The 13,020-nt window shown below is 43.7% G+C and carries 13 protein-coding genes and 1 tRNA gene; 2 read left to right on the forward strand and 12 right to left on the reverse strand.

The genetic code is table 11. The annotated features are described in order from the left end of the window. The 7 genes from AB7E53_RS11870 to AB7E53_RS11900 form a co-directional block, all read right to left on the reverse strand. On the reverse strand, positions 1–3,262 hold a 3,262-nt coding region (locus AB7E53_RS11870; RefSeq protein ID WP_446775854.1), incomplete at its 3' end, for a S41 family peptidase. Between the two features lie 140 nt (positions 3,263–3,402). Next, positions 3,403–4,005 carry a lysine exporter LysO family protein gene (locus tag AB7E53_RS11875; protein ID WP_446775856.1) on the reverse strand — a complete coding sequence of 201 codons (603 nt, stop codon included), beginning with the start codon at positions 4,003–4,005 and terminating at the stop codon, positions 3,403–3,405. Continuing rightward, positions 4,002–4,280 carry a LysO family transporter gene (locus AB7E53_RS11880; RefSeq protein WP_068184708.1) on the reverse strand — a complete coding sequence of 93 codons (279 nt, stop codon included), beginning with the start codon at positions 4,278–4,280 and terminating at the stop codon, positions 4,002–4,004. The genes AB7E53_RS11875 and AB7E53_RS11880 overlap by 4 nt, the downstream gene beginning before the upstream one ends. A 68-nt stretch (positions 4,281–4,348) precedes the next feature. After that, positions 4,349–4,732 carry a hypothetical protein gene (locus AB7E53_RS11885; RefSeq protein WP_079684394.1) on the reverse strand — a complete coding sequence of 128 codons (384 nt, stop codon included), beginning with the start codon at positions 4,730–4,732 and terminating at the stop codon, positions 4,349–4,351. A 3-nt stretch (positions 4,733–4,735) separates the two neighbouring features. Then, on the reverse strand, positions 4,736–5,251 hold the full coding sequence (locus AB7E53_RS11890; protein WP_079684395.1) for a DUF4252 domain-containing protein: 516 nt from the start codon (positions 5,249–5,251) through the stop codon (positions 4,736–4,738). Further along, positions 5,248–5,751, reverse strand: coding sequence for a hypothetical protein (locus tag AB7E53_RS11895; protein ID WP_139376666.1), 504 nt, complete (start codon positions 5,749–5,751; stop codon positions 5,248–5,250). Before AB7E53_RS11895 ends, AB7E53_RS11890 begins: the two co-directional genes overlap by 4 nt. Further along, positions 5,729–6,250, reverse strand: a complete 522-nt coding sequence (locus AB7E53_RS11900; RefSeq protein ID WP_068184719.1) for an RNA polymerase sigma factor — start codon at positions 6,248–6,250, stop codon at positions 5,729–5,731. Before AB7E53_RS11900 ends, AB7E53_RS11895 begins: the two co-directional genes overlap by 23 nt. Before the next feature lie 180 nt (positions 6,251–6,430). On the opposite strand from AB7E53_RS11900, the gene AB7E53_RS11905 reads away from it, so the two are divergent. Further along, complete coding sequence (locus AB7E53_RS11905) at positions 6,431–8,644, forward strand: GH92 family glycosyl hydrolase (protein WP_446775863.1); 2,214 nt, start codon at positions 6,431–6,433, stop codon at positions 8,642–8,644. 38 nt (positions 8,645–8,682) lie between these two features. Next, the gene (locus AB7E53_RS11910) at positions 8,683–9,003 is read left to right on the forward strand and encodes a heavy metal-binding domain-containing protein (protein ID WP_068184722.1); all 321 of its coding nucleotides are present in this window, start codon (positions 8,683–8,685) and stop codon (positions 9,001–9,003) included. Positions 9,004–9,085: 82 nt separating this feature from the next. Here AB7E53_RS11910 and AB7E53_RS11915 read toward each other — a convergent pair whose 3' ends face one another. The 5 genes from AB7E53_RS11915 to AB7E53_RS11935 all read right to left on the reverse strand — a co-directional run bounded on the left by AB7E53_RS11915 (position 9,086) and on the right by AB7E53_RS11935 (position 13,020). Continuing rightward, entirely contained in the window at positions 9,086–9,799 is a 714-nt protein-coding gene (locus AB7E53_RS11915) for a pirin family protein (protein WP_079684397.1), read from the reverse strand. Positions 9,800–9,917: 118 nt separating this feature from the next. Beyond that, on the reverse strand, positions 9,918–10,775 hold the full coding sequence (locus AB7E53_RS11920) for a helix-turn-helix domain-containing protein (protein WP_446775857.1): 858 nt from the start codon (positions 10,773–10,775) through the stop codon (positions 9,918–9,920). Between the two features lie 53 nt (positions 10,776–10,828). After that, positions 10,829–11,422, reverse strand: a complete 594-nt coding sequence (locus AB7E53_RS11925; protein WP_446775859.1) for a hypothetical protein — start codon at positions 11,420–11,422, stop codon at positions 10,829–10,831. Positions 11,423–11,433: 11 nt separating this feature from the next. Continuing rightward, positions 11,434–11,922 (reverse strand): RNA polymerase sigma factor, encoded by a 489-nt coding sequence (locus AB7E53_RS11930; protein WP_446775861.1) that lies wholly within the window; start codon positions 11,920–11,922, stop codon positions 11,434–11,436. A 1,025-nt stretch (positions 11,923–12,947) separates the two neighbouring features. Continuing rightward, positions 12,948–13,020 (reverse strand) — tRNA-Met (locus AB7E53_RS11935).

The raw sequence follows: 13,020 nt of genomic DNA on the forward strand, positions 1-13,020 counted from the left end.
TGAAATCTCTTGGAGCAGGAACCGGAGGCAATGGTTTGCGATCTTTCAACTGAGCTTTTACCTCTTCGATGGCACGATTCAGCTGCTCGTCTTCGCCTGCCCATTCCTTGGCCGGGTCATTATCAATCAGGATATCCGGATCAACGCCGTGATTCTCGATAATCCACTTTCCGGTTTTAGGATCGTAGCTTGTAAAGAAAGGCACGCGCATATCGCTGCCATCGATAAACGGCAGTGATCCGCTGATTCCCACAATACCACCCCAGGTACGCGTTCCGATTAGCTTACCCAATCCCAACGCACGGAAACCCCATGGGAACAAGTCGCCGTCCGAAGCCGAATATTTATTGATAAGACAAACCTTCGGGCCGATCTGCACGGCATCTGGCACAGTTCCGATACGGGTGGAACCACGACGCATGGTTGCGCGGTAGGCTTCTCTCGACAAACGTTCCAGAATCATAGGCGAAACATTTCCACCCCCATTGGCACGGTCGTCGATAATCAAGCCCTCTTTATCCAGCTGAGGATAGAAATAACGGGAAAACTCGTTCAATCCTTCCGGGCCCATGTCCGGGATATAAATATATCCGATCTTTCCGTTAGAAGCCTCATCCACTTTACGGATGTTATTCTGTATCCAGTTATAATGATACAACGGATATTCGTTTGCAATAGGGTTGATAACCACTTTACGAGCACCTGCAGCTGAAGGCGTACTATTCAGGGTAAGTTCGGTAGGAACACCTGCCTTGCCGACCAACAACGAATAAAGATCCTTCACCGTGTTGGCCGCTACTCCGTCTACAGCAATAATATAATCGCCCGCGGCAGCTTTTACTCCGGGCTCTGTAAGCGGCGAACGCAGCTCCTTATTCCAGGAAGCACCCGGAATAATTTTCTCGATCCGGAAATATCCGCTCTTATCGCGAGACACCTCAGCACCAAGCAGACCGGTCTGCAATCTATCAGGACGATCCGTTTCACCCGGATTGATGTAAGCGTGACCGCAATTAAGTTCGCCAATCAGTTCACCAATCAGATAATTCAGATCAAGTCTGGTTTTAACGTAAGGCAACAACACCTCGTATTTAGCTTTCATGGCTTTCCAATCCACCCCGTGCATATTTTCAAGATAGAAACCATCACGCATGTGACGCCATCCCTCATCGTAAATCTGAGCCCATTCCTTAGCATAATCGGTAGTAACCTTCATGTTGGAAGTATTTACAGCGTCGCTGAGATCCACCTTGCCTGAAGGAATGTCTTTTACGTAAATAGATCCGTTCTTAAAGAAGATTGCCTTTTTGTATCCATTTTCGGCAAACATACGTGCAACTTCGGCAACTACATCTTCCTTCTGCTTTTCAAGATCATATACCTGAGTTGCTCCTCTGCCATAATAGTAAACCTTCTTTCCATCGGAATAAATATTGTCGTAATTTGCTCCCGGAACCGGAATACGGATGATACGGTCGGCAATACCTTCGGCATCGAATTTAACGGCATTTGCGGACTTATCAACAGACTTATCAACACCTTTATCAACAGCCTTGTTCGTTTTATTTCCGGCTTTGGCATCTGTAACTGTTACAGAAACCTCTTTTTTGGCAGCAACCGCATCATCCTTTTCGAGGAAAGGAGAAGGGGTGTCTTTAGATAAAAGAGCCATGTATACACCTGACATGTTATTATATACATGATTCCATTCTGTAGAACCATAGGTAGGATTGAAGTCGCGGGCAGAAACAAAAAGCAAGTATTTGCCATCGGCACTGAACACCGGGTTATAAGAGCTGTACCACTTGTCGGTTACTGGATATTCTTTCTTCGTATCCAGGTTATATACATACACGATGTTGAATTCATTGTCGGCCGTACGGCTGTAGGTAAGCCACTTTCCGTCGGGTGAAATGGATACGTCTCTGAACTCGCCAACAGGATCCTGCATAACCAGGCTAACGTTCCGGGTGGCAACGGTATACTGGTTGATCCGGTTTTTACGATCGGTATAATAGATTTTCGAACCATCCGGACTCCATTGCAACGAACGGATATAACTGTCGTTGTTCTTTGTAAGCTGGATAGCATCCCCACCGGCGGCAGGTTGGATATAGAGTTCTGTTTCGCCGGTTGCGTCGGAGATATAGGCAATGTACTTACCATCGGGCGACCAGCTGGCATTGCGTTCGTGGGCACCGGGAGTGCGGGTGATGTTTTTAGTAACCCCTTTGTCGGACGGAATATTAAATACCTCACCACGGGCAGTTACAACCAAGCGCTCTCCGGCCGGAGACAAGCTGGCCGCACTGATGTTACGGGACACATCCTTCACCTCGGAACGGGCATAGATATTGTCGGACGACAGACTAATGGTAACCTTCTCCGCTTTTTTGGTGCTGGCATCCAGTTTATAGATGTAACCGGCATTCTCAAACACGATCATGTTGCCGTTGCAACTCGGGAACTTCACATCGTATTCGGTGAAGTTAGTCACCTTGCTGGTCTGCTTTGTTTTTGTATTGTACACAAAGATATTCATGGTGCGGTCGCGGTCGGAGATGTAGAAAATCTCATCTCCAATCCACATCGGCATAATATCCTGTGCCACGTTATTGGTGATATTTTCGGTCTTTTTGGTTTGCTCGTCGTACACCCACACATCGTCCGCCATACCACCCTGATAATACTTCCAGGTACGGAATTCGCGGAATACGCGGTTGTAGGCCAATTTCTTACCATCCGGCGAATAGCTGCAGAAGCCGCCCTCGGGTAAAGGAATCACCTGAGACAGTCCACCTTCGGGAGAAACAGTATAAAGTTTGCCGGCAAAGCCATCGCTGATACGGTTACGGTACACAATGGAAGAACCATCGGGCGTCCAGGTCATCACGATATTGTTCGGCCCCATACGATCTCCCAGGTCATCGCGTGAGTTTGTAGCAGTATAGGTAACACGCAGAGGCTCTCCTCCACTTGCAGGCATAGAATATACCTCAGTATTACCATCATATTGTCCGGTGAAAGCAATGGTTTTTCCATCGGGAGAGAAGCGGGGAAACATTTCGTATCCCACGTGGGAAGTCAGCCGCTTCGCCTCACCCCCCGAGGCAGCAACCTTATATAAATCGCCGGCATAAGAAAACACAATTTCGCTGCCATTGGTGGCCGGGAAGCGCAACAACCTCGCTTCATCGGCCGCCTGCAACACAAACGGTGTGGAAGTTAAAGCCAAAAGCCCAAGAATGAATTGTTTATTCATAAAATATATAATTTAAACATGATGAACAAAAATAATCAATTCTGCTAAACAAAACTTATTTTTCAAGCATTAAAAGATAAACAATCTTTTAACAAGAATCGTTGCACAATCAATCCAAAGCAAACAAGTCTCTTTCGTTACTAAATGGTACAAAAGAATGTAACAAAGAACGGAACTGTAAAGTCTACAACAAATCCGTGAATAATGGCAACAAATACCAGATCTTTTCCCGAATAGCGGGTGATGATAGGTAAAGTGGTATCCATAGTTGTTGCACCTCCGGCACAAATCGGTGCCAGTCGGCCGAAATAACGCACCATCAATGGAGCTGCAAGCAATGTCAGAATTTCGCGGATGATATTGGCTGTAAGGGCAATGGTTCCCATTTCCGCACCTTTATATTGTGTAATAAAAACGGAGGAAAGCGAATAGTAACCGAAGCCAGACCCCACAGCCAGACAATCGGTAAGCGACACATCGGCAAGCGCTGCACTGATCAGGGCAGACCCCACCAGGGTACCCACAATAGTAGCCAGAGGAACCAGCAATACATCGAAACGAAGCCTTTGAAAAATCTCACGTAATTTATTATCAGCTCCGATACTGGCCCCGACTAAAAACATAAGCAGGTATAAAGCATACCTGGTATGATCGGTCTCCAACAAAAAGTCGGGCAACCATCCGGCCCAGCCCAATACAGCCCCAAGAACAAAAAAAGATACGATGATTATACTGCCTTTCATGATTCGCCCTCTTTCTTAAAAAAGTAACGGTACACCACCCAGGCACAGATAAGGCTTCCCAAAGTTGCCGATACAGCAATAAGAAAAGCCTTGCCTCCTATTTCCGGAAGATTATTTACAATTGCCTCATTGTTCCCCACCGAGATACCCAGCAGAAACAGCAATAAAAAGATAGTATAGGAAATTAAACGCCCTGTAAAACGCATCTCTTTCCGGCTTCTGAGCAGATAACCTGCCAGAATCCCTGATAGCATTATGCCAATAACTGTAAACATTGTATCAATTGTTTACGGCAAAGGTACGGGAAACCCCGAAGCAGAGCAAACGAAAAGGTTCAAATCGGCTATTCTTTGGCGCGCGAGAATGTAACAGGCATTACATCACCATTCACTTCAGCTTTACCGGTCAGCTTCTTTCCCTCTTTGAGGATAGTAACATCGATAGATGCTCCATCCATATAAAGAGTACAAGTATAGGTATTCCCTTTTACTGTAAATGATTCGATTTGAGTGACGTTACCCTGGATATCGAGTTTGGCCGACAACTTTCCATCTTTCTCAACGAAATCGATCACCCCCTGGTTATAACCGTACGGAGCCGAAGTAGCTTCGTAATTCCATTTTCCAATCAATGATAAATCCTTTTTAGCCGACTGCTGGGCAGACAGGCCGATGGATGTAAAAAGGCACACCAGGGTGCATGCAAGTGTTAGAATGTAGTTTTTCATAAATTATTTGTCTTTGTCTTTGGTTTTATCTAGTTGTTCCAGTTCTTTCACACCTGTAATACCGGATAATTTGGATAACTGTTTCATCTCCATATTACCTGCAATATTTACTACCACGAAGGAGGTGTCGTTTTTCACAAACATCACCAGCTCCTTTACCTTATTCTTAGATCTTTTCACCATCAGCCGCATATCCGAAGCTCCGGGGCTGCGGATGGACATGATCTCTTCAAAGCCGGTTAAAGATTTAAGCGACCATTTTTCGTAAACGGGCTTATTACTCGGTGCGGAAACAATACGAAGTCCGTCAATATTTTTAATCAAAGAGGCTAAATCGGGGTCATCTATGTCCATGTTTCCCATCATGCCAAACATTTCGGGAGTAATATTTACTACAGAGAAATTCCGGTCGTAATCAAACTCTTTCAAAAATTTTCCCGCAAACTGCTGCCCATAAGAGGCTACCGTTGCAGTGATCAGCAACAAAGTGACAAGCAAAGTCTTACTCCTCATACTCATTCTCCTTCAAGTTTATCAATATTATTTATGAGATCCGTAATAGGTGCTGTTTTCTTCATTTCATTGTAAACCATTTTTTGTCCCCTGTTTATTTCGGAAGAGACAAAAGACAGCGACACCTGGGCTGCTCTAAGCGCCTCCTCGGGTGTCTGATATGTATCCTGGTAAGAGGGATCCGCCCAGTCGGTTTGATTATACACATAGAGAGAAGCAGCAACAAGGATCGCAAGAGATGCAGCGATACCCGTAACGTATCTTCGGCCCAAATGGAACGACAGGCGTTCTTTGGGCTTGATCTTTTTCAGGATTCGCTTATCGAAATCGGCTCCCAGCACAGGAATAGCTGCTTCGTCGCGGCCACAGAACCAGGCTTTGTATGCGAGTAGATGTTCCGGAACTTCTTCCGAAGCAAAAAATCGTCTTAACTCACGCTCTTCTTCAAGCGAAGTTTCACATAGCCAGTATTTGTTCAATAGTTCATTTATCATTGCGTAATCCATAACTATTTACTTTTTCAAATGCCTGTTTCAGGTATTGGCGTATTCTGAACAGGTCTGATTTAACTTTACTTTCCGTTATATTAAGTACGCCGGCAATTTCGGCATAACTTAGCTCTTCTTCTTCCCGTAGCTGAATCATTTTACGATGCAGGTCGGGAAGCGTTTCCAGCAGGCGCAACACCCATTCACGCTGGTCATTATAGGCAACCTCACTAAACGGGGTTGCATCAGATACTATAGCCAGCTGATCGTCCGTTACCTCTTCTTCGTGGCTGCGCCAATGGCGAATCCTGTCCAAAGCCAGGTTTCGGCTCATCATCATACAGTAAGCAGGAAGACTATCTATCGTATCCCAGCTATCCCGCTGGCTCCACATTTTCAACATCACTTCCTGTACAACGTCTTCCGCCTCCTCCGCGTTGCCCGTTATCCGGTATGCAACCCGTAGCAGATTATTCTTCAGAGGAAGTATTTTCGTTGTAAACTCTTCTGTTTTCATCTGTAATAGTAAGACGCTGATGTCAATTGAAAGTTGCAAGTTCCAGAAACTTTTTAGTAACTTTGTTGCCAGGTATCAACTTTTCGCCTAAATTCTCGTTATTTTTATTAAGTACAAATTAAATCAATTATTCAGAAAGTGGAAAGAACAATTGCATCTATTATTGCATTCTCCTTTTTAATATTTTTCGGATGCCAGACTAAACAGGTTGTAAAGGAACAGGAAAACAAGATACAATACGTAGATCCGTTTATCGGAACCGGTTTTCACGGTCATACTTTTCCCGGAGCCACCCGTCCTTTTGCCATGGTTCAGCTTAGTCCGGATACACATATTATGGGTTGGGATGCCAGCAGCGGCTATCATTACGACGACCGCCAGATCTACGCCTTCAGTCACACGCATCTAAGCGGCACTGGCATCGGCGACCTGGGCGATGTGGCTTTACTTCCCTTCTCGGGAGGCGATTCCATCAAACCCGTAGCCACCTTTACGAAAGAAACCGAACAGGCTTCGCCGGGATTGTATAAAGTCCGCCTGGATAATTTCGGTATCGACGTAGCGCTTACATCCACCGATCGGGTAGGATTTCATAAATACACCTACAGCAACACGTCCGACCGCAGGGTGATGCTGGATTTGGGACATATCCTTCAGCCAAACTGGGGACATAAACTGGTATCGAATGATGTGGAAGTGGTTTCCAACGAAGAGATCCGGGGAACATTCCGTACACAGGGATGGGCCCATTTCCATTCTGTTTCGTACCGTATTCTTTTTTCTGAACCGGCCGATTCCATCCGTATGTTTACCGATGGCAAAGAAACCCCGGCCTCCGTTCCTTCCAAGATGCATTCGGACAAAGATTTGAAATACCACTTCAAGTTTCCGGCATCAGACAAACCTCTGCTTGTAAAAGTGGCTCTGTCACCGGTAGATCCTGACGGTGCTGTAAAAAATATGGAAAGCGAACTGCCGGAATGGGACTTCGACGCAACTGTGGCTCAATCGGAACAGGTATGGAACGAGGCTTTAAACCGGGTTTCGATGACAAGCTCGGATCCGGTGGTGATGAAAAACTTCTACACCGCGCTTTATCACTCTATGATTGCGCCTTTTGCCTATCAGGATGTGGATGGCAGATACCTTGGAATGGATAAGCAGGTACACACAGCCGAAGCAGGTTATACCAATTATACCGTATTCTCTTTGTGGGACACCTTCAGGGCTTTGCATCCGCTGATGACAATCATTGATCCCGCATTGGCGGCCGACTGGGGCAAAGTGATGGTACATGGATATAAAGAAGGTGGCATCCTGCCGAAGTGGCCCCTTGCTTCCAGCTATACCGGTTGCATGGTGGGCTATCCTGCCACATCGGTATTGGCCGATCTTGTTTCGAAGGGACTGGCAGAAGGAGATCTTTCCGTTTGGGCAGAAGCAGCCGCACGCTCGTCTGTCTACCGAGAAGATCTGGCAGAGAAATTTAAAGGAACGCGCGAGCTTGATCTGATCACCCGCCACACTTACTTTAAAGAAAAGCTTGGATTCGTTCCGGCCGACTCGCTGCCGGAATCGGTTTCATGGGGAGTAGAAATGGCTTATTACGACTGGTGCGTTTCAAAGATTGCCGAGCATGCCGGGAATAAAGAGGTGGCGGAAGCCTACGCACTTAAAGCTCAAAACTACAAACGCTACCTTGATCCTGAAACAAAGATGATGCGTGGCGTAATGGCAGACGGTTCATTCCGCACCCCGTTCAATCCTCGTTATTCGGCTCATATGAAGAGCGATTACACCGAGGGCAACGCCTTCCAGTGGAGCTTCTTTGTACCTCACGATATGGACAATTTTATTGATGCCATTGGTGGAAAAGGCGAATTTGAAACCCGTCTGGATACCTTATTCACCACCTCTTCGCAGATTGACGGAGCCGAAGCTTCCGGAGATATAACCGGATTGATCGGCCAGTATGCACATGGCAACGAACCAAGTCACCACATGGCTTATCTGTATAACTGGACAGACGCACCGCACAAAGGACAGGAACGTCTCGATCAGATTATGCGGAACTTCTATACCAATGCGCCCGATGGCATTATTGGAAATGAAGACTGCGGACAAATGTCGGCCTGGTATGTAATGAGTGCACTGGGTATCTATCAGGTGTGCCCGGGCGAACCTGTATTTGCCATTGGACGCCCCATGGTAGATCAGGCATCTATCCCGGTAAAAGGAGGTACATTCCAGATAAAAGTGAACAACAACAGTGCTGCCAACAAATATGTTAAGGAGGTAAAGCTGAATGGCAAAAAACTTGACAAACTGTTTATTACCTACAATGATATTGTGAATGGTGGATTATTGGAGTTTACTATGACAGATAAATTATAAAAAAACGTATATTTGCTTCGTAAATTAAATCAATTCATATGTTACTTACCACCACAAACACCATTGAAGGCCGACAAATCACGCAGTATTACGGGATTGTGTCTGGCGAGACAATTATCGGAGCAAATATGTTTAAAGACTTTTTTGCCGGAATCAGAGATATCGTTGGCGGACGTGCCGGATCGTACGAAAGCGTTTTGCGCGAAGCCAAAGAGATTGCCATGAAAGAGATGAGCGAACAGGCCAAAAGCATGGGAGCAAATGCTGTAATAGGCATCGACCTCGACTATGAAACTGTAGGAGCCAACGGAAGCATGCTTATGGTTACTGCTGCAGGGACTGCCGTAAAATATGTTTAATCATATTCTATAAAACAGATGAGGGTTGACTTCGCTTTGAAGTCAACCCTCTTATTTATTAATAACTCTGGCAAGACTGGAATCAGACCGTCATCGGGACTTCCATCAACAACACCTCCGAATCTGCACTGGCTTTAACCGTGAGCTGGTCGGCATCCCATACTCCCAGACCATCCCTGCGGTCCAGCACCTGTCCTTCTACCTCAACCTGTCCTTCCAGCACAAACACATATAGTCCGTTCCCCTTTTTCTTAAACTCGTAGGTATCCGATTTACCCGCTTCAAATTTACCCAGGTGGAACCAGGCATCCTGATAGATCCACACCCCCTGATCGTCGCTGTTGGGAGATAAAATCTGATAGAAAGCATTATCCTTCGCAATTTCTTTGATGGATATCTGATCGTAGCGGGGCGTTACATTCTTTTTGTTTGAGAAAACCCATATCTGAAGGAAACGCACCTCCTTATCCTCCCTTTTATTAAATTCACTGTGATAGATTCCGGAACCGGCACTCATCACCTGTACCTCTCCGGCTTTAATTACAGCCACATTGCCCATGCTATCCTTATGCTCCAACTCGCCCGACAACGGAATCGAGATAATCTCCATATTGTCGTGAGGATGTTTCCCAAATCCCATCCCGGCACTCACCTTGTCGTCGTTCAGCACCCGCAGGGCACCGAAATGAATCCGTTGAGGATTGTAATAATTTGCAAAACTAAATGTATGATAACTTTCCAACCATCCATGATTGGCATGTCCTCTCGAAGCCGCTTTATGCAATACTGTTTTCATATCTATTCTGTTTATTTGTTTATATCCAATCGCTTGTTTTTGATTACAATACAAAGGTACTACCGGGCGGATGGTCCGGAAATATGAATAAACAGGAAAAACATATGAAAATCCGATATCAGCGTTTCAATTTAAAATTTAAAGGAGAAATACCGGTTATATTCTTAAAAAAAGCACTAAAGTTGGCCGGTTCGCTAAAGCCCAGCCGATAACCTATCTCTTTGGCTGATTGGTCGGAGAAGTAAAGCAACCGTTTGGCCTCCACAATGATACGCGACTGTACATACTCTTTGGCCGTAACACCGATTATATTTTTCACCACCCGGTTCAGGTGGTCGGGAGTCACGTTCAATGCCGTAGCATAATCTGCTATCTGGTGCCATTCGGCAAACTTCTCGTCCACCATCTTTCTGAAAGATTTCAGCAGTGTATTCTTTGCCTCTATCGTCTGAGGATTCTCATTGGAAAGTGCACATAGATTATCGCATCTTATAAGGAGCAGGTTCAACAGAGAGGCTACAGCTTGTTCTTTGAATTTCATATTCGATTGAACGGCCTGCTCCATCTCGTCGGCATAATTGACCAGCCTTTCCAGCACATCCTGATTTAACGCAAGCGGGGGAGAATCTCCATAATCATGAAACAGCCGAAGCTCATCGATAAAACAAATGGGGATCTGATTATCCAGCAGAAACTGGCTCGAAAACATGATGCAGTATCCCCGGGGCTTTACCTCCTCCACCATTTGATGAACCTGTCCGGGACTGACAAAAAACAGTTGGTTGTCCGTCAACTCGTACTCGTGAAAATCAATAAAATGTTTCCCCCGGGCCTTGCAAACCAGTAAAATGGTATAGAAATCGTGGCGATGAGGCACGTCCGGCTCACCATTACTCAGCTCATAAAGAGTCTCCATCCTGTAAAATGAAAAGTTCATCTCTTCATTCCATTCCTCTGTCTGCGTATATGTTTTCATTCTCCCAATGTTACTTCCTACAAATATAATCAAATAGATTCGAAGTAAGAATATTAGTTCTCTTCTAAGTCTTTCAATTCTTCCAGACTCTGTAATATTGAATCAATATTCTTTCGATACATTTGTTTATACTCCCACCAGGCCCCGATTGATCCTACTACAACACTAATTGCGATTGTTATCCATCTCCACATCTCCATATTGGGAGACAAAAGACAAGCCACAACTACCAGGGCTATCAGAATAACAACGGCACTATAATTTACTATTCTATTCCGTTTTACTGTAATATTATAGTGTTGAACCAGACGGATGTTTTCATTGACCGGATTCGTAAAATTGATTTTATTCAGAATAAGAATATTCCGGATACTACGTAGCGCGCTTACAATTAAAAAGACAATGGCAAACAAAAAGATTCCTGTTTTAAATGGCCCAAAATAGAGCCGGGTCATTTGCCATGTAAGTAAGCCGATAGCACTTACACTGACTATCACACTAAAGAAATCATAATTTATTATCCGGCTAAATGCTTTATCAGATTTGGCAAGCAGCATTTCCTTTATAATGGCTGCATCCATTTTCTCTTTTTGCTTCATGCGATCATTTATTAAATCCCATGTTTTTTTTAAATCATCCAGTTCCATATTTATTATTTTTATTTGTTAGACATACTTTGCAGCTTCTCTTTGGTCCGCTTCAGTTTTATGGCCACATTACATACGGTTAATCCAACTATATCTGCAATCTGTTGATAACTTTTTTCCTCAAGATAAAGTAGTATGATAGCTCGTTCCATGTCTTTCAGCTGATAAATTAAACGATATAATTCTGAAACGTCCGGACTAGAATCCTCCGTTTGTTCGAATATATCCGGCAACTGAGACAATGGCACCCTCTGTGGTTTCTTCAGTTCCTTTCTTACACTTGAAATACATGTATTAAGAGCAATCCGATAAATCCATGTTGAAATCGCACATTCGCTTCTAAACTTAGGGTAAGCAACCCATAAATTACTTACAACATCTTGATAAAGATCACCTAGCGTAGCATCATCAGAAATATAAAACGAACACACCTTATATATAATTCGTTCGTTTTGTTGGATTATTTCGATAAATGCTTTTTCAAGATCTATATTATTCATCTGTTTTTCCTTTTTCAATATTAGTCGTTCAAAATTGAAAAGAATTACAATGAAGAAGGAAGAAATAATGATTTATTTTTTCCGGAAATACATTCAAGTTCAATTTTAGACGGAAACGATGACAATACAGTATAGGAAATTTAAATAAAAAGAATGCTTCAAAAAGTGCCGCATATAACAGTATTAGACAAATCCCTACGAAGATGTAGTCCTTTCATTTAAGACATTTAATCCGGGCATAACGAAGAACTATTCGTTTGCGATATGACTACCTTTCGTTTAACAGCTGTTGAATGCAAGTTATCCATATGACTACTTTGCATTCAACAGCTGTTAAACGAATAACTCATAGTTATGAAAGGAATAGTTTCCCGCATCCTTAGGGTTAGTTCACTTAAGGGATTGGGATAATAGATAAAGGCTCCGTTCATAATCCGGTATTTAGCACACCAATAGATATAAAATAAAGAATCCGGTTAATAAATTCTTCATAAGCTTACAGGGTTTATTACTAATAAAGAGTACCGGATTCGAACAAAACAATGAAATAGTGAAGGATAATTCAAAAAGTGAAACATAAAGTGAAGGATATTCGGCAAAAAGTGAAGGATATTAGTCACCATCCATCATACTAATACACTGTTATAAAACGACTTACTTGAAAAAGTGAAGGATATGAAGGATATTTTAGCGATAATAATATTTAAACTCAGAATTGGTCCTTGATCCTCAGTTTTATCATAAACAGACTTTCCACTATCCCCTTTATCAAAACCTACTATAGTAAGGTATTCAAGTATCCCTTTGGGTATTATTAACTCAAATCATGATTGGTTGGGATCCTTATCCATTTAATCTTATTTAGGAACACTTAGATAAATCATTTTAATTTTGACCCAACTTTTGTCGCTGATCTAATTCTTCCTATCCAGATTATGCAAAAATATATGCTGAGATACAGAGGGGGGAGGAAAAAGAAAAAGCACCCAGGAGTGGAGCCTCCCAAATGCCTTATTTCTTATTTGTAGCGAGACCCGGGATTGAACCGGGGACCTCATGATTATGAATCATGCGCTCTAACCAGCTGAGCTATCTCGC

Source organism: Macellibacteroides sp. (assembly GCF_050251695.1).
In the GTDB taxonomy this organism is placed as follows: Bacteria; Bacteroidota; Bacteroidia; order Bacteroidales; family Tannerellaceae; genus Macellibacteroides; species Macellibacteroides fermentans.